Source organism: Corynebacterium sp. 2571A (genome assembly GCF_055700935.1).
On record NZ_JASTTE010000005.1, the window covers coordinates 137,397 to 158,001 of the forward strand.

Annotated in this window: 14 protein-coding genes and 2 pseudogenes; 11 read left to right on the top strand and 5 right to left on the bottom strand. The window is 65.9% G+C overall.

The genetic code is table 11. The features are described from left to right. Positions 1–276 precede the first annotated feature (276 nt). A complete protein-coding gene (locus QQS53_RS10740; RefSeq protein WP_472775827.1) occupies positions 277–1,638 on the bottom strand; it encodes a M20/M25/M40 family metallo-hydrolase in 1,362 nt (453 codons plus the stop codon). Positions 1,639–1,822: 184 nt separating this feature from the next. Between QQS53_RS10740 and QQS53_RS10745 the strand changes: the two genes are divergently transcribed. The 7 genes from QQS53_RS10745 (at position 1,823) to QQS53_RS10775 (ending at position 10,590) form a co-directional block, all read left to right on the top strand. Beyond that, the gene (locus QQS53_RS10745) at positions 1,823–3,781 is read left to right on the top strand and encodes an OPT family oligopeptide transporter (RefSeq protein ID WP_472775828.1); all 1,959 of its coding nucleotides are present in this window, start codon (positions 1,823–1,825) and stop codon (positions 3,779–3,781) included. A gap of 104 nt (positions 3,782–3,885) precedes the next feature. After that, positions 3,886–5,124 (top strand): metallophosphoesterase family protein, encoded by a 1,239-nt coding sequence (locus QQS53_RS10750; RefSeq protein ID WP_472775829.1) that lies wholly within the window; start codon positions 3,886–3,888, stop codon positions 5,122–5,124. Between the two features lie 188 nt (positions 5,125–5,312). After that, a complete protein-coding gene (gene groL, locus QQS53_RS10755; protein WP_472775830.1) occupies positions 5,313–6,962 on the top strand; it encodes a chaperonin GroEL in 1,650 nt (549 codons plus the stop codon). Between the two features lie 512 nt (positions 6,963–7,474). Beyond that, positions 7,475–7,675, top strand: a complete 201-nt coding sequence (locus QQS53_RS10760) for a hypothetical protein (RefSeq protein WP_472775831.1) — start codon at positions 7,475–7,477, stop codon at positions 7,673–7,675. Between the two features lie 91 nt (positions 7,676–7,766). Then, entirely contained in the window at positions 7,767–7,907 is a 141-nt protein-coding gene (locus QQS53_RS10765; RefSeq protein WP_472775832.1) for a hypothetical protein, read from the top strand. A 132-nt stretch (positions 7,908–8,039) separates the two neighbouring features. Next, positions 8,040–8,939 carry a polyphosphate kinase 2 gene (gene ppk2, locus QQS53_RS10770; RefSeq protein WP_070768679.1) on the top strand — a complete coding sequence of 300 codons (900 nt, stop codon included), beginning with the start codon at positions 8,040–8,042 and terminating at the stop codon, positions 8,937–8,939. 241 nt (positions 8,940–9,180) lie between these two features. Next, entirely contained in the window at positions 9,181–10,590 is a 1,410-nt protein-coding gene (locus QQS53_RS10775) for a metallophosphoesterase family protein (RefSeq protein WP_472775833.1), read from the top strand. Here QQS53_RS10775 and QQS53_RS10780 read toward each other — a convergent pair. From QQS53_RS10780 to QQS53_RS10795, 4 genes are read right to left on the bottom strand one after another with little or no spacing between them, the layout of a single operon-like run. Then, a complete protein-coding gene (locus QQS53_RS10780) occupies positions 10,587–14,423 on the bottom strand; it encodes a Pls/PosA family non-ribosomal peptide synthetase (RefSeq protein ID WP_472775834.1) in 3,837 nt (1,278 codons plus the stop codon). The genes QQS53_RS10775 and QQS53_RS10780 overlap by 4 nt on opposite strands. Further along, on the bottom strand, positions 14,424–14,867 hold the full coding sequence (locus tag QQS53_RS10785; protein WP_290223332.1) for a MarR family winged helix-turn-helix transcriptional regulator: 444 nt from the start codon (positions 14,865–14,867) through the stop codon (positions 14,424–14,426). Positions 14,868–14,925: 58 nt separating this feature from the next. Then, positions 14,926–15,216, bottom strand: coding sequence for a rhodanese-like domain-containing protein (locus QQS53_RS10790; RefSeq protein WP_290223330.1), 291 nt, complete (start codon positions 15,214–15,216; stop codon positions 14,926–14,928). An 8-nt stretch (positions 15,217–15,224) separates the two neighbouring features. Continuing rightward, a complete protein-coding gene (locus QQS53_RS10795) occupies positions 15,225–15,701 on the bottom strand; it encodes an inorganic diphosphatase (RefSeq protein ID WP_070768674.1) in 477 nt (158 codons plus the stop codon). A gap of 86 nt (positions 15,702–15,787) precedes the next feature. Between QQS53_RS10795 and dacB the strand changes: the two genes are divergently transcribed. The 4 genes and pseudogenes from dacB to ftsH form a co-directional block, all read left to right on the top strand. Beyond that, positions 15,788–17,050, top strand: coding sequence for a D-alanyl-D-alanine carboxypeptidase/D-alanyl-D-alanine endopeptidase (gene dacB / locus QQS53_RS10800; RefSeq protein WP_472775835.1), 1,263 nt, complete (start codon positions 15,788–15,790; stop codon positions 17,048–17,050). A gap of 2 nt (positions 17,051–17,052) precedes the next feature. Further along, positions 17,053–17,931, top strand: a pseudogene (gene tilS / locus QQS53_RS10805) (tRNA lysidine(34) synthetase TilS); the annotation flags it as partial. Positions 17,932–17,973: 42 nt separating this feature from the next. After that, the gene (gene hpt, locus QQS53_RS10810) at positions 17,974–18,561 is read left to right on the top strand and encodes a hypoxanthine phosphoribosyltransferase (RefSeq protein ID WP_472775915.1); all 588 of its coding nucleotides are present in this window, start codon (positions 17,974–17,976) and stop codon (positions 18,559–18,561) included. 12 nt (positions 18,562–18,573) lie between these two features. After that, a pseudogene (gene ftsH / locus QQS53_RS10815) lies at positions 18,574–20,568 on the top strand (ATP-dependent zinc metalloprotease FtsH); the annotation flags it as partial. Between the last annotated feature and the right edge of the window lie 37 nt (positions 20,569–20,605).

Consider the following 20,605-nt stretch of genomic DNA (forward strand, 5'->3'; position numbering starts at 1 on the left):
ACAGGGTGCCGCGAGGAAAGGGTCCATGTCGACGCACAACGGTGCTGCCCCAGCGGCAGTCTGCACTCATTCGCCGCGCTTAAGGATGGCGGCGGAACCGATCTGATTTTCACTGAGAAACACAAGCGACACCACCAGGCGGGAGCGTCCAGCGTTGAGGCGGCGTCATGAATGGCGCGGCCAACGTTTCCCCACTTTACCGTTAAAGTGCTGGTTTTTAAACCTAAAATTTTCCACTCAGTATTATATGGGGTCAGTTGGCGGCGCCACCCGGGATTATTTGCCGTAGCGCAGCAGGAACAGCGCCTCGGCGGTGGCGATGCGCTCGATTTCCGTCGGGTCCACGGACTCGTTGGCGGAGTGGATGGCCGCCTGCGGATCCTCGACGCCGTACAGCGCGATCTCCGCGTTCGGGTGGGCCTCCTGCAGCTCCACGGTCAGCGGGATGGAACCGCCCATGCCGACCTGGGCGACCTCCACGTCGTAGGCGGCCCCCAGGCACTCGCCCAGGGTGGCTAGGGCCGGCTTGGTCGGGTCGGTGGTAAACCCGCGGTTGATCTCCGGGACCTCGCAGCTTACGTGCGCGCCCCACGGGGTGTGGGCCTTAAGGTGGCTGACGATGCCGTCGATGACCTCGCGCGGGTCCATATCGGCCGGCACGCGCACGTTCAGGTTGGCCTGCGCGGTGGCGGGCACGGCGTTGACCGCCTCGGCGACCGGGGTGGAGGTAAAGCCGGTCACGCTCACGGCCGGGCGGGCCCAGAGGAAGTCGGCCACGGCGTCGGTCTCATCGCCCAGGATGTCCACGCCGTCCAGCAGCTGCGCGTCCGAACGGTAGTCCTCGCGGGAGTACTCCCGGCCCTCCCACTTGGCGTAGGTGTCGACGCCGTCGATGACCAGGCGGCCCCGGTCGTCGCTCAGCGAGTCGATGGCGCGCATCAGGGCCTTGACCGCGTCCGGGGCGGCGCCGCCGAACTGGCCGGAGTGGACCGGGGAAGACAGCGTGTCCACGCGGACCACGATCTGGCCGCCGCCGCGCAGGGAGGTCGTCAGCGTCGGCTGGCCGACCTTCACGTTGCCGGCGTCGGCAATCATGATGGCGTCGGCGGCAAAAAGCTCCGGACGGGTCTCGATGAGGTGGGACAGGCCCTCGCCGCCCTGCTCCTCGGAGCCCTCGATGAGGAACTTCAGGTTCAGGTCGGTCCCGCCCAGGGCCTCGACGGCGCGCAGGGCCGCCAGGTGCATGGCGACGTTGCCCTTGCAGTCCGCGGCGCCGCGGCCGTACCAGCGGCCGTCGCGCTCGGTCAGGGTGAAGGGATCGGAGTCCCAGGCGGCGGGGTCGCCGGCCGGCACGACGTCGGAGTGGGAGTAGAGCAGCACCGTCGGCGCGCCCTCCTTGCCGGCGCGGGTGCCCACCACGGCGGTGGAGCCGTCTACCGCGGAGATTTCTTCCACCTCGGCGCCCAACTCGCGCAGGGCGTTGGCGGCCCAGGCGGCGGCCTTTTCGGTCTGGTCTTGAAGCTCTGGATCGCCGTGGACGGAGTTGAAGCCGACCAGCTCGGAAAGCTGCTTAAAAATCTGCTCGCGGTCGCCGGTGACGAATTCGAGTGCTTGCTGTGCGGAAATGTTTTCGGTCATGCCCTCTAAACTACCCGTCCCGCCTACTGGGAGGCTCGTTTAGGGAATCAACCTGTCAAGTACTAGAATTTCGTTAACTCGCAACCAGGAAACCACCTGCTAGGACTCCCACCCTGTCAGGTTCTGGCAGTAATCCTCACGGGCGCGGGCGAAAAACCTCCATACTAGCTAGAAAGGACCTGGCATGGCGACAACGGAAACCGCCGCCGGTTCACAGGCGAGCCTGCGGGAACTTACCCTCCGCGGCATCATCATCGGCGGGCTGATCACCCTAGTCTTTACCGCCGCCAACGTTTACCTCGGCCTGAAGGTGGGGCTGACGTTTGCCACCTCCATCCCGGCAGCCGTGATTTCCATGGCTATCCTGCGCAAATTCGCCGGGCACAATATTAAAGAAAACAACATCGTCCAGACCATCGCCTCGGCGTCCGGCACCCTGTCTGCCATCATCTTCGTGCTGCCCGGCCTGGTCATGGTCGGCTACTGGACTGGTTTTTCCTTCCTGGAGACCGCCGCGGTCTGCGCCATCGGCGGCATCCTGGGCGTGATGTACTCCATCCCGCTGCGTCGCGCGCTGGTCACCGGCTCCGATCTTCCGTATCCGGAGGGCGTCGCCGCGGCTGAGGTGCTCAAGGTCGGCGACGACAATGGCAACCACGCCGAAAACGCCCGCGGCCTGCGCGTCATCCTGGTCGGCGGCCTAGTCTCCGCGGGGATGAGCCTGCTGGCGGCCATGAAGGCCGCGGCCTCCTCGCTGGGCAGCTATTTCAAGCTGGGCGCGGGCGCGACCACCCTGGGCATGAGCCTCTCGCCGGCGCTCATCGGCGTCGGCCACCTAGTTGGCCTGCCCGTGGGTATTGCCATGCTGGTCGGCGTCGGCATCTCCTATTTCATCCTGCTGCCCTGGAAGACCGGGGATATAACCGCCGCGGCCAGCCTGCCGGACGTGGTGGACACCGTCTTCTCGGACGAGATCCGCTTCATCGGCGTGGGTGCGATGGCGATTGCCGCCATCTGGACCCTGCTGAAAATCATCGGGCCCATCGCCAAAGGCATCGGCGAAAGCCTCACCTCCTCCCGCCTGCGGAAGGCCGGCCAGGCCGTCGCCGTCACCGAGCGCGACATCCCCTTCCCGTACGTGGCCACCACCATCGTGGTGCTGATGCTGCCCATCGGCCTGCTGCTGTGGGACTTCGTGCAGGGCACCGACATCCACGAGCACATGGGCGTGCTGATTACCGTCTCCGTGCTCTTTACGCTGCTGGCCGGCCTCATCATCGCCTCGGTCTGCGGCTACATGGCCGGCCTGATCGGCGCGTCTAACTCGCCGATCTCTTCCATCGGCATCATCGCGGTGCTGGCGGCGTCCCTGATCATCGCCGCGGTTACCCGCGGCACGAGCGCGGATCCGCTCTCCCTGGTGGCCTACACCCTTTTCACCGCCGCGATTGTTTTCGGCATCGCCACGATTTCCAACGACAACCTGCAGGATCTTAAGACCGGCCAGCTCGTCGGCGCGACCCCGTGGAAACAGCAGGTCGCCCTGATTATCGGCGTTGTCTTCGGCTCCCTGGTCATCCCGCCCATCCTGCAGGTCATGCTGACCGGCTTCGGCTTCCAGGGCATGGAGGGCGCCGGCGAGGACGCACTAGCCGCCCCGCAGGCCGCCCTGATGTCCTCGGTCGCCTCCGGCATCTTCGACAGCTCCCTGGACTGGAACCTCATCTTCTTAGGCGCCGGCATCGGCGCCATCCTGATTGCCATTGACGAGACCCTGCAGCGCACCACGACGAACAAGTCCCTGTCGCCGCTGGCCGCCGGCATGGGCATGTACCTGCCGGCCACGCTCTCGGTGACCATCCCGATAGGCGCCCTGCTGGGGTATTTCTACAACCGCTGGGCCGCCCGGCAGGACGGCGCGGAAGCCAAGAAGCGGCTGGGCACCCTGGCCGCCACCGGCCTCATCGTCGGCGAGTCCTTGTTCGGCGTGGTCAACGCCGCCATCATCGCCGCCTCCGGCGGTGACAGCCCGCTGGAGATCCTCGACGGCGGCCCCGCCGCCAACTGGGTCGGCGCCCTCCTCTTTGTGGTCGTGCTCGCCTTCGTCTACCGCTACACCGCGAAGAAATCGCAGGAAGCCTAAGGCGCTCAGAAGACTAGAAACAGAGTTTACGCAGTATTAACTCACGGGCTATCTCGACTGCGTAGGCTCTGCTTTTGCATTCGTATAGTAGAGGAGAAAAGCCCGTGAGCCCTTTTAACCGCCGTACTCTCTTGGCCGCCACCGGCGCGCTGGGAATGGCTGCTGCCACCACCCACCCGCCGGCCGCCGTCGCGGCCCCAGCGCATCAGGCGCTGCGCTTTAACGCCGAACGCCGCTGCAAGGTCATCCAGTTCAACGACACGCAGGACGACCACCTGACAGACCGCCGGACCATCGAGTTTATGGACAAGGTCTTGGACGCCGAAAAACCCGACTTCGCTCTGATTAACGGCGACGTCATCGCGGCCGGGCCGGCCACCAACGAGCAGGTCTACCAGGCCATCAACAACGTGGTCTTGCCGATGGAAGAGCGCGGCATCGCCTGGGCGGTGACCTTCGGCAACCACGACGAGGACCCAGCCGAGGAGGTCGGGGCGGTCACCGTGCGGAAGCCGGAGATGACCCGCTTTGTCCGGCAATACCGCCACAACCACAACGCGCCGGCCACGGGGGAGGGCTATGGGGTTTCGAACACGCTGATTCCCGTGCTGTATGGAAAGACTCCGGCGTTTGCGCTCTGGCTGTTGGACTCGGGCGCGTACCTCGGTGAGGAAGTGGCCGGGCAGGCGTTGGAGGGTATGCCGGCCTATGACTACCTCCGCCCGGCGCAGATTCGTTGGTACGAGGAACAGTCTGCCCAGCTCGAGGCTGAGGCGGGTTCTAAGGTCCCAGGATTAATGTTTTTCCACATCCCGACCTACGAGCACCGCGATATGTGGTTCGGCGGCCCCGACAACGACGCCTTGGCCGATCATGGGAAGGCCAAGCAGCGCCACCAGATAGTCGGCGAGAAGAACGAGGACGTCTATAAGGGCGCGTTCAACTCCGGTATCTACGCCGCGGTGGCTAACCGGGGAGACGTGAAAGGCATCTACTGCGGCCACGACCATATCAACACGTACAAAGGCAACTATTTCGGCGTGGAGCTGGGTTATGCGCCGGGTACCGGGTTTGGCCCCTATGGTCTGCGGGACGGCACGCCGGCGATGCACACCTTGCGCGGCGCGCGGGTTTTCGAACTGAATCTGGATGCCTCGGAGGTCTACGAGTCCACTCGCGTCGTCTTCGCTAAGGACCTCGGCCTGGACATGGCCCCGGCAAAGCAACCGTTGGAGGAGCCGAGGGCCTTTCCGGACTACGTCAGCGCCCAAGAGGAGGCGAAACCGAATACTGGCTCGAGCAGACAAAACTCCAGCAGCCTGAGCTCGGGTAGCTCGTGGTAGTCGGCGTCCTTGCACTCGGGGGTCCCGAGTGCCAGAATGGTGCTTAGCACTTGCAGAAGGCGAGTGCTAGAAATCTTGGTTTGCATGGTTGAGGTTGGTCTAACACTCGCCAATCATGCCGTCGCGGGCGTCCATGCAAACACCGACGTGAGTGTCGTCCTATCTAATAAACGAGGAGCACAAACACCATGGCAAAGATTATCGCCTTCGATGAAGAGGCCCGCCGCGGCCTGGAAAGCGGCCTGAATACCCTGGCCGACGCCGTCAAGGTCACCCTGGGCCCGAAGGGCCGCAACGTTGTGTTGGAGAAGTCCTGGGGCGCTCCGACCATTACCAACGATGGCGTTTCCATCGCACGCGAGATTGAGCTGGAAGATGCTTACGAAAAGATCGGCGCCGAGCTGGTCAAGGAAGTAGCGAAGAAGACTGACGACGTTGCCGGTGACGGCACCACCACCGCTACCGTCCTGGCCCAGGCTTTGGTTCGCGAGGGCCTGCGCAACGTCGCGGCTGGCTCCAACCCGATGGGCATCAAGCGCGGCATCGAGTCCGCCACCAAGGCCGTCGTGGACTCCCTGCTGTCCTCGGCCAAGGAGGTCGAGACCCAGGAGCAGATCGCCACCACCGCTGGCATTTCCGCAGCAGATCCGGCTATTGGCGAGAAGATCGCCGAGGCCATGTACACCGTGGGCAACGGCCAGGTGAACAAGGACTCCGTCATTACCGTGGAAGAGTCCAACACCTTCGGCGTCGACCTCGAGGTCACCGAGGGCATGCGCTTCGACAAGGGCTACATCTCCGGCTACTTCGCCACCGACATGGAGCGCCAGGAGGCCGTCCTGGAGGACCCGTACATCCTGCTGGTCTCCTCCAAGATCTCCAACATCAAGGACTTGGTGCCGCTGCTGGAGAAGGTCATGCAGGCCGGCAAGCCGCTGCTGATCATCGCCGAGGACGTCGAGGGCGAAGCCCTGTCCACCCTGGTGGTCAACAAGATCCGCGGCACCTTCAAGTCTGTGGCCGTCAAGGCTCCGGGCTTCGGCGATCGCCGCAAGGCCACCCTGCAGGATATGGCTATCCTGACCGGTGGCCAGGTCATCTCCGAGGAGGTTGGCCTGTCCCTGGAGACCGCCGACCTGCCGCTGCTGGGCCAGGCCCGCAAGGTCGTTGTCACCAAGGACGACACCACCATCGTCCAGGGCGCCGGCGCCCAGGAGCAGATCGACGGCCGCATCAAGCAGATCCGCGCCGAGATCGAGAACTCCGACTCCGACTACGACCGCGAGAAGCTGCAGGAGCGCCTGGCCAAGCTGTCCGGCGGCGTGGCCGTCCTGAAGGTCGGTGCCGCCACCGAGGTCGAGCTCAAGGAGCGCAAGCACCGCATCGAGGACGCTGTCCGCAACGCGAAGGCAGCCGTCGAGGAGGGTATCGTCGCCGGCGGCGGCGTGGCCCTGCTGCAGGCCGCTTCCGCCCTGGACAGCCTGTCCGATCTGACCGGCGACGAGGCCACCGGCGTCAAGATCGTCCGTGAGGCCCTGTCCGCTCCGCTGAAGCAGATCGCCCACAACGCCGGCCTGGAGCCGGGCGTGGTGGCCGACAAGGTTGCTTCCCTGCCGGCTGGTGAGGGCCTGGACGCCTCCACCGGCGAGTACGTCAACCTGATGGAGAAGGGCATCAACGACCCGGTGAAGGTCACCCGTTCCGCCCTGCAGAACGCGGCCTCCATCGCGGCCCTGTTCTTGACGACCGAGGCCGTCGTGGCTGACAAGCCGCAGCCGGCCGGTGCGGGCGACGCCGCAGCTGCTGCCGATGCCATGGGTGGCATGGGCGGCTTCTAAGCTAGCCAGCATCCCACAAACCTAAGGCCGCCTCCCATACGGGAGGCGGCCTTTTGTGCTCTCGCACACCCAGAGCGCGGAGTCTTTGGTTCTGCACAGCTATCTTTTAGTCCGTCGGGAATATATATTACCAGCTCTGTGCAGGCAATGATTGTTAAAGGTTACCCCCGCATTAGGGTGCCAAACTGAGAAGAATTAGCAATCAAAAAGCGTAGAGTGGGCGACCGTTTATCGTGACGAGACATTTGCCTGTTACATAGGGCGAAAAAAATTACAAAAATTTGTACCTAAATGGCCAAAACCGCAGGAAAAGCGGGGGTAGTACTGTTGTACTGTCTGTTTCTGTCGGGTCGGGTGTGGCGCAAGTTCTAGAGCGTGAATAAAATGTGAAAACATCTTCCGGTTGACGCCGGGAAGAAATGTGGCAAAATTACTTCGTGTGACGTCCGCAGGGTGTCTGCAAAACCGCAAACCCTCTCCGGCGTAAGTCGGAACTAGATTAGGAGTTCAACATGGATCTCTCTCTCATCCAGACTCACATCGACAACTTCGTTGACACCTGGGAAGGCTGGGGCAAGGTCTTCGACAACGTTGATGGCATCTTCCAGGGCCTGGCCCGTCTGGTCAAGTTCCTGGGTCAGGAAGAACTGACCAGCTCTGACTTCTTCCCGAATACCGACAAGGTAGTCAAGGCTAACGAGGCTGCTGCCTAAGTAATTCCATCGGTTAGTGGCTATCTCTGCCACTAACCACGGGCTTTAAGCCCTCCCACGATCTAATCCGACTCTCAAAGGAGAAAACACTATGTTCGAGAACGAAGGCTTCAACACTTTCGCTGAGGGCTCTTCCGCCTTCGCTGCTGATCTGGGCCGCGTCACCGACTGGATGGAGCCGCTGGTGGAGCTCGCCAAGGGCCTGTCCAAGCTCGTCGGCATGTTCGCCTAAGAGCTACGCTCTGACTGTTTGAAGCAGCCGGCATCAGACCCCGTCTTCGGACGGGGTCTTTTTTGATCTTTTGTGCAAAGTAGATGTCTAGATCGGCGCGCCAGAATGGGGTAGGCAGGTTACACTTAATACATGGCTGAACACAAAGACGACGAACTTCCCGAGATCGACCTGGCGCAGACCGACGGCTACGTTGTCGACGACTCTGACGAGGACGACCCGGCGCTGATTATGCCGGATGGCTCGCCGGTGCAGACCTGGCGGGAAAACTACCCCTATGACGAGCGTATGACGCGCGACGAGTACGAGTCCACCAAGCGTGCGCTCCAGATCGAGTTGCTGAAGTGGCAGAACTGGACCAAGGAAACGGGCCAGCGCCACATTATCCTCTTCGAGGGCCGCGACGCCGCGGGCAAGGGCGGCACCATTAAGCGCTTCAACGAGCACCTCAACCCCCGTGGTGCACGCACGGTGGCGCTGGAAAAGCCCTCCCCGCGCGAGTCGACCTCCTGGTACTTCCAGCGCTATATCCAGCACTTCCCGGCCGGCGGGGAAATCGTCTTCTTCGACCGTTCCTGGTACAACCGCTCCGGCGTCGAGCGCGTCATGGGCTTTTGCACCGAATCCCAGCACGCGGAGTTCCTCCGCGAGGTGCCGATGTTGGAGAACATGATCCTGGGATCCGGCATCTCCCTGACCAAGCTGTGGTTCTCCGTGACGCGGAAGGAACAGCGCACCCGCTTTGCCATCCGCCAGATCGACCCGGTGCGTCAGTGGAAGCTCTCGCCGATGGACCTGGCCTCCCTGGACAAGTGGGATGACTACACCCGCGCCAAGGAAGAGCAGTTCCGCTACACGGATACGGACGAGTCGCCGTGGATCACCATCAAGTCGAATGACAAGAAGCGCGCCCGCATCAACGCCATGCGCTACGTGTTGTCCAAGTTCGAGTACACGAACAAGGACCACTCCGTCGTCGGCGAGGTGGACGAGAACATCGTCAAGCGCGGCCGCGACCAGATTGGTGACTAGCAGAAGTTTCCTCAGGGTTAATCTCGTCGTCACCCTGCGGTGGTGGGGGTAGGGAAGAGTTAGTGGGGTGAATAACTCTTCCCGTTTTTTCGTTAGCTTGCTGTGCACTGCGGCCCTTGCCACGCCGGTGGCACATGCACAGTCGTCGCTGTCTTCTACTTCGTCTTTATCTTCGTTGTCGTCGGGTTCGTCGTCGAGTTCTTCTTCTGTTTCTGACTCTGCGGCTGACTCGGGTGACCGGGTGCTGTGGTCGGAGGGCTTCGACGAGGTCGCCAACCCCGCGAAGTTCACGCACAACGTGCCGGAGGGCTGGTCGGTGGCAACGTCCGGGGTCAGCTCCGGGGAGGCGCGCTGGAACGGGTGGGCGCTGTCCGGCATCCGGGACTGGACCTGGGCGGCAGGGACGGATATGCGGCACTGGTTCACGCAGGCGCATGGGAACGTGGCCATCGTGGACAACAAGCAGCAGCGCCTCAATGAGACCGACTCCATGACCACGGCGCTGCGCAGCCCGGAGATCCCCGTGGTCGGGGAAACGGTAAACCTGGAATTCGACCACCACTACCGGCAAGGCTCCCCGGAGCAGTCGGCGGCGGTGCGCGTGGCTTTTGACGGCGGCGAGGCGCACGAGGCCGCGGTCTTTTCCGAGGATGTCTTCTCCAAGCACGAGAGCTTGGAGCTCGACGTGCCGGCGGGGGCTAAAACCATGCAGGTGGAATTCGTCTACCAAAACGGCAACGATGACTGGTGGTGGGCGCTGGACAACGTTCAGGTCACGCGGCCGCTCGGGCAGGTGGGCACGCCGGAGGCGGTCGTGGACGTGCTCTCCGACGTGCAGGGTGACCCGGAGGACTACCAGGACGCGGTCCGCCAGCTCAACGGCATGGAGGATAAAGCAGACGCGCTGGTGCTCAACGGGGACCTGGTCGATGATGGTTCCGAGGCGCAGTGGGATGAATTCCTCGCCGCGCACCGGGCGCAGCCGCATGATTCCGGCACGGAACTGTGGACTATCGGCAACCACGAGATGTACGGGCCCGAGGGCTCCGAGACGTATCTGCAGCGCTTCCTTGAACACTCCGGACAGGCGGAGCCGTGGGCGGAGGTCATTGCTGGCGGGGTGCCGCTGATTTCTATCAACACGGAGTACTACTCCGACCGCGACCGCGGCGGCAAGGAGCCTTTCCAGCGGCTGTCAGAAGAGCAGCTGGGCTGGCTGGATTCCCGCCTGGGCTACTGGGAGAGCCAGGGAATAACCCCGCTGGTGTTTACCCACCCGCTCCTGCCGCAGACAGTGTCGATGTCGCACTCCGCGTGGTACCAGAACGACTTCGAGGATCTGGAGGCACTCAGCGAGGTGCTCGCCCGGCACCCGAACATCGTGGCCTTTACCAGCCACTCGCACTCCTCGCTGCGCCAAAACAACTGGTGGGGCACCTACCGCTACAAGGACGCCGCCTTCCCGGTGGTTAATACCGGGGCGATCCTCAACGAATACCTGCCCGACGGCGACCACGACGAGAAAATCGTGAAGGAGAAGGAGGAGGCATCCTCCGGCCTGCGGGTCAAGGTATACCCGGACCGGGTGCGCGTGGAAGCCTGGGATTTCCAGGCCGGAAAGATGCTGAAGTACCAGGACTTCCCGCGCTAGGCGAGCGGCTCGATGGGGTTACCCTGCCAGACCGAGTCGCGCGGCACGGCATCGCCGCGCATGACCAGGGAGCCGGGAGCGACGGTCGCGCCGGACCCGATGGTGGCGGCCGGGAGAGCGACCGAGTGGGCGGCCAGGGTGGCCCCGTCGGAGACGGTGACGGTGTCCAGGCTCATCACGCGGTCCTGGAAAAGGTGGGTCTGGACCACCGTACCGGGCCCCACGGACGCGCCCTGACCGACCACGCACAGGTCCGTCTCCGGGAACCAATAGGTCTCAATCCAGGCACCGCGGCCGATCTTGACGCCCAGCGCACGCAGCGCCAGGTTGATTTCGCCCGCGCCGGTGGTGTGGTTGAAAAACCAGGGCGCGGCGACGACCTCCACGAAGGTGTCCTGGAGCTCGTTGAGCCAGACGAACGCCGACCACAGCGGGTGATCTGCGGCGCGGTGTTTGCCGACGCAGACCCACTTGGCCACCCAGGCAATCGCCACCGCGACCGCGCCCGCCGCCATGAGGACGAGGCCGCTCAGCGCGATCGCCGCGCCCAGGTTGGCGGCCTTGAGCAGCCACAGCAGGGTGGCCAGCACGCCGGCGGCCAGCATGGCCGAGGCCATCGGCGCGAGCAGGCGGAGGGTCTCCACCAGCCCGCGGGCGACCTTTACCCCCATCCCCGGGCGGTAGGTGCGGGACTCGCCGGTGGAGACGTGGGCCTCCACGCGGCGCATGCGCTCCGGCGGGGAGCCCCACCAGTTGGCGCCGGCCTTGGACTTCTTCGGCGTCGAGGAGAGAACGGCCACCAAGGAGTTCTTGGACAGCTTGCGGCCCGGTCCCGTCACGCCGGAGTTGCCCAGGAAGGAGCGCTTGCCCACCTTGGACACGCCGGTGAGCATCCAGCCGCCGCCGAGCTCGTAGCCGCCCAGCAGGGTGTCGTCGGCCAGGAATGCGCCGTCTTTGACCTCCGCGAATTTGGGCACCATCACGGCGGTGGAGACCTCCACGTCGGAGCCGATCTTCGCGCCCAGGCTGCGCAGCCAGGCGGGGGTCAGCTGGCCCGCGTACAGCGGGAAGAGGTGGGTGCGTGCGTCGTCCATCAGGCGGGTGATGGTCCACGTGCGCCAGCCGGCCGCCGAGCGCACCGGGTTCGTGCCGGGCTTGAGCCCCAGCGAGAACAACCGCACGCCCGCCCAGGTCAGCGCCAGGTAGGTCGCGAAGGCCACTAACCCGCCCAACGGGGCGAAGAGGATGGCGCCGACCGCCGGGTTGCCCGGGCCGTTAACCAGCCCGACCACCAGCGCGGCGCCGGCAGCCAAGGCGATGATCGGCAGCAGGGATAGTACCACCGAGGTCAGCCCGTAGACCGGCACCCAGCCGGAACGCCGGGCCGGCGGGTGGTCGGGGAAGCGGTGCTTGGACCGGCCGACCTTGCGCGCCGGGGAACCGGACCAGCGCTGGCCGGCCTTGACCTTCTTGGCCCCGGTAACGGTAGAGCCGGTCTCCACGTGGGCATAAGCGCCGATGACCGCGCCGGGCAGCAGGGTCGAGCGCGCGCCGATGCGGGCACCCTCCTTGATGTCGATGGCGCCGACGTGGACGATGTCCCCGTCCACCCAGTAGCCGGACAGGTCCACGCCCGGCTCGATGGCCGCGTGCTTGCCCACCGTCAGCAGCCCGGTCACGGGCGGCAGGGTGTGCAGGTCCACGGACTTGCCGATTTTCACTCCGAGCAAGCGGGCGTAGTTGTTGACCCAGGTAGCGCCCGCGATGCCCCGGGAGCCAGAGGCGTCCGCCCAGCGTTCCGCGGCCCAGATGCGCAGGTGCACCGAGCCGCCGCGCGGGTAGTCGCCCGGGGAGATCCCGGCCGTGAGCGCGCGGGCGCCCAAAGCGCCGATGGGGATACGCCCCAGCGGGGTCGCGAAGACGACCAGCAGGACGGTCACCAGCCACCAGTTGGTGTGCACGGCGAAATCAACACCGGCCGCCTTCGCCAGGTTCGAGCCCAGCAGCAGCCAGGCGATCCAGGTCATGCCCGACAGCGTCATGGCGACGACGTTGGTCAGGGTCTGGAGCATGCGGGTCCCGGCCCCCACCGGGGCCACCGAACGCGGCTCGTGGGTTGCCGGGCGCGGCTCGGCGCCGGCGAGGTGCTCGGCCAGCGAGCCCAGCCGCGGGTGATCGTAGAGGTCGCGCACGGCCACGGTGGGGTAGCGCTCCCGGATCCGGCCGACCAGGGTTGCGGCGGCCAGGGAAGTCCCTCCCAGGGAGAAAAAGTCCGCGTTCTCGTCCTCCACGGACACTCCCAGCACGTCGACCCAGAGCTGGGCCAGCCTGGCCTCGGTGCTAGTCAGGCCGGCGCTGTCCACGCCCACGCCGGGCAGCGGCCAGGGCAGGGCCTTCTTGTCCACCTTGCCGGAGGTGCGCACGGGCAGCTCATCCATGACGCAGATGCGCGGCACTAGCGCCGCCGGCATGGTCTCGGCTAGCCGCTCGTGCGCCTGGCGCTCGTCGAAGGCTCGCGCGGGGTCTTCTAGGCTCACGTAGCCCACCAGCACGGACTCGCCGCCGGGGGTCTTTTGCACGGCGACGGCGGAGTTGTAGACGTTGTCCAGGGCGGCGACTGCCGCCTCGACCTCGCCGAGCTCGATACGGCGGCCGCCGATCTTAACCTGGTCGTCTACGCGGCCGACGAAGTAGAGTCCGTCCTCTTCCAGCCGCACGTGATCGCCGGTGCGGTAGGCGCGCTGCCACCCGAGGGTCTCCAGCGGAGCGTATTTCTCCGCGTCCTTGACCGGGTCCAGGTAGGACGCCAGGCCCACGCCGCCGATGACCAGCTCGCCGACCTCGCCGTAGGCCACCGGGTTGCCGGAGCCGTCGATGACGGCCAGATCCCAGCCGTTGAGCGGCAGGCCGATGGAGACGGGCTGGCCGGGTTTGAGCTGCGCGGCGCAGGCGACCACGGTGGCCTCGGTGGGCCCGTAGGTATTCCACATCTCGCGGTCCTCGGTGGCCAGGCGCTCGACCAATTCCTGCGAGCAGGCTTCGCCGCCCACGATGAGCAGGCGCACGTGGTCCAGGGCCTCGGCGGGCCAGAGGCCGGCCAGGGTCGGGACAGTAGAGACGACGGTGATGTCGCGGCGGATGAGCCAGGGCCCCAGATCCATGCCGGAGCGCACCAGCGAGCGCGGGGCCGGCACCAGGCAGGCGCCGTGGCCCCAAGCCAGCCACATCTCCTCGCAGGAGGCGTCGAAGGCCACGGACAGGCCCGCCAGCACGCGGTCGTCCGGGCCGAGCGGGTTGTCGGTCAAAAAGAGCGCGGCTTCCGCGTCCACGAAGGCCGCCGCGGATCGGTTGCTTACCGCCACACCCTTGGGCTTGCCGGTCGATCCCGAGGTGAAGATGATCCAGGCGTCGTCCTGCGGCTGCGGTTCCTCCAGCGGAGCGGGTTCCCGCTGGCGCAGGGCGCGGAATCCGGCGTCGGTGAACAGGCCGTCGATATCGGCCTCGCCGAAGACCATCTCGGCGCGCTCGTCGGGGTCGTCCGCGTCCACCGGCACGTAGGCCGCACCCACCGCCAGGGTGGACACGATGGCCAGGTAGAGATCCCGGTGGCCCGAGGTCATGCGGATGCCGATGCGGTCGCCGCGGCGGATGCCCTGGGAGGCCAGCTCGGCGGCCCAGGCGCGGGCGCTGTCGATGAGTTCGGCGTAGGTCATCACCTCGCCGTCGTCGATGGCGGCTGCCTCCGGGAAGAGTTCAGCGGTGGTGCACAGCACGTCCCAGAGAGTCCGCGGGCGCGGGGCTAGGGCACTGGCTAGGTAGTGCTGCGGGACCATTTACGCTTCTTCCTCGTCCGCGGCAATGATCGACTTGGCCAGCTTGCGCAGGTGCTTGAGCTGCTTGTTGGTGGAAGAGTCCAGGGCCTCTTCCTCGGCGGAGTCGACGAGCTGGGCCAGTTCCTTCTGGGCCTTGGAGCCCTTCTTGGTCGAGGCCACGATCTGGCGGCGGCGGTCCTGCGGGTCGCGCTCGCGCTTAGCCCAGCCGCGCTTTTCCAGCGAGTCCAAGAGACGGACCATATCCGAGGCATCGATAGCCAAAAGCTCGGACAGGGAGGACTGGGAGGTGGCAGAAGAATCCACCAAGCAGGTCAACACCCAGTACTCGCGCAGGGTGGTCTGCTTGGTGGACAAGGCGGCCTCGACGCCGTCGCGGGTGCGGCGGCGGAGGCGCTCCAACTGGAAGGACGGGGATTCTAGCAATTCGGTGGGTATTGAGGTCATTCCACCATAGTAGCGCCCCTAAGGTCGAAAACCTAAATGATTGGCGTCTTCCAACTATTTAGGCCATCTCGCGGCCGCTGGCCTTCCAGTTGTCGGTCCCGCCGACGACGTTGACGGTGTCGAGACCAAAGTTCTGCTCTAAGTAGGCGGCCACTTGCAGGCTGCGCCCACCGGAATGGCAGATAACGTACACGGGCTTATCGCTATCCAGCTCGCCCACGCGGTCGATGATTTCGCCCATCGGGATGTGGGTGGCGCCAGCGGCGTGCTCGGTGGCCCACTCGCTGTCCTCCCGCACGTCGATGAGCTGGGCGCCCGCGGGGACCTCAGTCGGGTTAACGTTACGCATAATAAGGACTAGCCCTGGTAGCGCTCGATGGCGGCGGCGTGGATCTTTTCCGCCTCTTCCTTGTTGCCCCAGCCGGAACCGGTGACCTCCTTGTTGGGCTCCAGGTCCTTGTAGCGGGTGAAGAAGTGCTCGATCTCGTCCTTGATGTGCTGCTCGACGTCGTCGATGTCCTGGTAGCGCTCCCAGCGCGGGTCATCGACCACGGCCAGCAGCTTGTCGTCGCCGCCGGCCTCGTCGGTCATCTTGAACACGCCCACGATGCGGGCTTCCACGATGACGCCCGGGAAGACCGGCTCGGGCAGGAGAACCAGAGCGTCGAGCGGATCCCCGTCCTCGCCCAGGGTGTGGTCGATGAAGCCGTAGTCCGCCGGGTAGGCCATCGGGGTGAACAGGTAGCGATCCAGGTAGATCTTGCCGGTCTCGTGGTCCACCTCGTACTTGTTGCGGGAGCCCTTCGGGATCTCGATGGTTACTTCAACGCTCACGTTGTACCTCCATGAAAAGAAATGCAGATTGGCAGTAATGATTCTAGTGAACATCCTAGCGCGCGCCCGGGGTAGGGTATTAGGCGATGAAGGCAAAACATGTGTGGTGGACCCTGGCCGCGGTGGTCACCGCCGCGGCAGTGGGCACGACCGCTGCGGTGGGTATCACGGTCCAGCAGGCCTACAGCGACCTAGACCACGGCGAGGCGTATGCCGTCTCCGCCCCTGGAGACGCGCTCACCCCGGCCACCCCGGGGGATATCGACGCTGCCGCGCTTGACGCCGAAATCGAGGCCCTGGACAAGGATGACCTGGCTACTTTCGGCGCGCAGATCATCGACACCACCGACGGGGCGGTGCTGTGGGAAAAAGACGCGGGCAAAGCCCTCGTCCCCGCCTCTTCCACCAAGGTGCTGACCACGGCCGCGGCCACGCTGGCCCTGGACGAGAACGAGCGGCTGCGCACCGAGATTGTCCGCGACGGCGACGACGTCATCATTAAATCCGCCGGCGACGTGTGGATGACGCACGAGCAGCTAGAGCGCGCCGCGGAAGAGATCGGAAGTGCTTCCCGCGTGCTAATCGACAACTCCGTCTGGTCCGGCCCCGACCAGGCCACCGGCTGGGACCCGGCGAACGTGGACGAGGGCTACGTCGCCCCCATGCAGCCGTCCATGATCTACGGCGGGCGCCTGGGCGCTACCGAGGGCGATGTGCCGCGCAGCCACCAGCCGGCCCGCGACGTCGCCCAGCAGCTGGCCGATCGCCTGGACGCGGAGGCCGGCGAGGGTACCGCCCCGGAGGGCGCGCAGGTCGTGGCCACCATCGAATCCGAGCCGCTGTCCCTGCGCGCCGAGCAGATGGTCAAGCACTCCGACAACGTCGCGGCCGAGGCTATCGCCCGCGAGCTCGCCTTGCATCAGGGCAAGCCGGCCAGCTTCCAAGGCGCGACCGAGGCCACCTTCGAAGTCCTGCAGGAAGCCGGCTACGACCTGAGCGGGGCGCACCTGGAGGACAACTCCGGCCTCTCGCCGGACAACCGCCTGAACGCCCAGCTGCTGGCCCACCTGGTCGAGCACGCCGCCGAGGACGCGGACCTGCGCCCGCTGCTGACCTACCTGCCGGTCGCCGGCGGGGAGGGTACCCTGCACGAGCGTTACGGCGACCTGGCGGGCAAGGGCTACGTGCGCGCCAAGACCGGCACGCTCACGGGCACCGCCGCCCTGGCCGGCACCGCCCAGGGCCAGTCCGGCCGCATCTACGCCTTCGCCCTGCTGACCAACGACGGCGAGCTGCTGCCCGCCCGCGCCACCCAGGACGCGCTGACCAGCATCCTGGCCAAGTACTAGCCATGGCCGAGCCCTTCTGGCCGCGGAAATCCCCGCACTTTCTGGCCTGCCGCACCGCGGTGCGGCCCTTCGCGGAGGGCTATCCCGCTGTCACCGTCGGGCTGTCGGGCGGGGCGGACTCCTTCGCCCTGACCGCCGCCCTGGCGGCCGAGTACGGAGAGCACAAAGACAAAATCACCGCCGTCTCCGTCGATCACGGCCTGCAGCCCGGCTCGCGGGAGGTATCCGAACGCGCGGTAGAGGCGGCGCGGCAGCTGGGCGTGGCCGGGGAGGTCGTTACCGTCGACGTGCCCGAGCCCACCGAGGCCGCCGCCCGGGTCGCGCGGTACCAGGCGCTGGGCACCGAAAGGCCCGTCCTGGTCGCCCACACCGCCGACGACCAGGCGGAAACCCTGCTGCTGGGAGCCCTGCGCGGCAAGGCGACGGGCATGCGAAAAGTGGAAAATAACCTCTGGCGGCCGTTCCTTAGCATCAGGAGAGCCGACACTGCGGGCGCGTGCCGGGAGCTGGGCTATACCCCCTGGCAGGATCCGCAGAACGCCGATGCCCGCTTCCGCCGCGTGGCCATCCGCACCCAGGTCCTGCCGCTGCTGCGCGACATCATCGGCGGGGATCCCACCCCGGCGCTGGCCCAGGCGGCCGCGGACGTCGCTGCCGACGACGAGCTGCTTAGCCCCGCGCGCCTAACCGACGACTGCGCGGAGCTGGCCGCCCTGGCCGAGCCGCAGCGCCGCCGCGCGATTGCCAGCTGGCTGAACGCGCACGGCGTGCCGGTGAGCCGGGCGGCCATCCGGGGCATCGACAAGCTGTGCACCGACTGGCACGGCCAGGGTCCGGTGGCGGTGCAGAGCTTGGAAGTGCTGCGCCGAGGTGGCAAACTGTCACTGGTAGAAGCGAAGAAGAAAGGTCACCCCACCATGACTCTGCATGAGGCCAAGGACTACTCCGTGCCGGACAAGCGTTACGGCTCTGATGTGGAAGCGGTCCTCCTCTCCGAAGACGACATCGCCCGCCGTGTCCAAGAAATGGCCGACAAGGTCTCCGAACACTACCGCGACGCCGAGGACGAGCTGCTGCTGGTCTGCGTGCTCAAGGGCGCGGCTTATTTCCTCACGGACTTCTCCCGCGCGCTGTCCATCCCGGCCCAGCTCGAGTTCATGGCCGTTTCCTCCTACGGCAACTCCACCTCGTCTTCCGGCGTGGTGCGCATCCTCAAGGACCTGGACCGAGACATCGCGGACCGCGACGTGCTCATCGTCGAAGACATCATCGACTCCGGCCTGACCCTGTCCTGGCTCATCGGCAACCTGGAAAACCGCAACCCGAAGTCCCTGCAGGTGGTCTCCCTCCTGCGTAAGCCGGAGGTCGTCAAGGCCAAGCTGGACCTGTTCGACGTCGGCTTCGACATCCCCAACGAGTTCGTGGTCGGCTACGGCCTCGACTTCGCCGAGCGCTACCGCGACCTGCCGTTCGTGGGCACCCTGCACCCCAGTGTCTACAGCAACAACTAGACTTATTCCTTGATGAAAAACCAGAAAATCCTCCGCTACGGCGGCATCGCGGCGATCCTGCTCATCGCCCTGTACGCCTTTACCTTCCTGACCGACGACACCCGCGGCTACGAGCCGGCGGATACTTCGGTGGCCATCCAGCAGCTGCAGGACGGCAATGTGAAGGAAGCCCAGATCGACGACCGCGAACAGCGGCTGCGCCTGGAGCTGAAAAAGCCCATCACGGTCGAGGACCGCGAGGGCGTCGAGCAGATCGTCGCGAAGTACCCGGCCCGGGCCAGCGAGCAGATCTTCAACGCGGTCAAGGACACCGACGCCGAGAAGTACGAGACCAACGTGACCCAGGAGTCCTTCCTGGGCTCCATGCTCAGCTTCCTGCTGCCCATGCTCTTGCTGTTTGGCCTCCTGTTCTTCTTCATGTCCCGCATGCAGCAGGGCGGGGGAATGTTCGGCATCGGCGGCAACAAGGCCAAAGAGCTCACCAAGGACATGCCGACCAACACCTTCGAGGACGTGGCCGGCGCGGACGAGGCCGTCGACGAGCTCCAAGAAATCCGCGACTTCCTGGAGGATCCGACCCGCTACCACGAGCTGGGTGCGAAGATCCCGCGCGGCGTGCTGCTCTACGGCCCGCCCGGCACCGGTAAGACCCTCCTGGCCCGCGCCGTGGCCGGCGAGGCGGGCGTGCCCTTCTATTCCATCTCAGGCTCGGACTTCGTGGAGATGTTCGTGGGCGTGGGTGCCTCCCGCGTGCGCGACCTGTTCAAGCAGGCAAAGGAGCACAGCCCGTGCATCATCTTCGTCGATGAGATCGACGCCGTCGGCCGCCAGCGCGGCTCCGGCATGGGCGGCGGCCACGACGAGCGCGAGCAGACCCTGAACCAGCTGCTGGTGGAGATGGACGGCTTCGGCGACCGCGAGGGCGTCATCCTCATCGCCGCGACCAACCGCCCGGACATCCTGGACCCGGCGCTGCTGCGCCCGGGCCGCTTCGACCGCCAGATCCCGGTCACCGCCCCGGACCTGGCCGGCCGCGAGCAGATCTTGCGCGTGCACTCCAAGAACAAGCCGCTGGGCAAGGACGTGGACGTCACCCAGCTGGCCAAGCGCACCGCCGGCATGTCCGGCGCCGACCTGGCCAACGTGCTCAACGAGGCCGCGCTGCTGACCGCCCGCATCGGCGGCAACGTGATCACCGCCGACGCCCTCGAGGAGGCCACCGACCGCGTGGTGGGCGGCCCGCGCCGCCAGTCCAAGATCATCTCCGAGCAGGAGAAGAAGGTCACCGCCTACCACGAGGGCGGGCACACCCTGTCCGCGTGGGCGCTCAAGGACATCGAGCGCGTCTACAAGGTCACCATCCTGGCCCGCGGGCGTACCGGCGGCCACGCCATGACCGCCCAGGAAGACGACAAGGGCATGTACACCCGGGACGAGATGTTCGCCCGCCTGGTCTTCGCCATGGGCGGCCGCGCCGCCGAGGAGCTGGTCTTCGGCCACCCGACCACCGGCGCTTCCGCCGATATCGAGCAGGCCACCAAGATCGCGCGCGCCATGATCACTGAATACGGCTTCTCCCCGGAGCTGGGCACCGTGAAGTACGGCCAGGAACAGGGCGATCCCTTCGGCGGGCGCCCGGGCGGGACCAGCGAATACTCCGAGCAGGTCGCCGCCAAGATCGACGAGCAGATGCACTACCTGCTCGACCGCGCCCACCAGCAGGCCTACGAGATCCTGGCCGAGCACCGCGACTACCTGGACGCTTTGGCCACCGAGCTGCTGGAGAAGGAAACGCTGCGCCGCCCGGACCTGGAGCGCCTGTTTACCGACATCGTCCCGCGCGAGTCCTACGACGTCTTCCCGGGCGAGAACGTGCGCTTCCCGCAGCAGGCCGGCCGCGAGCCGGTCAAGACCCCGGTCGAGCTGGCCAAGGAGCGCGGCGAGGAGCTGCCCAAGCGCATGACGCTGCTGGACGCCTCCCGCGAGGCCCGCGAGCGCCGGGAGGCCGGCGAGACCCCGTCCGGCGAGTACGGATTCAACTTCG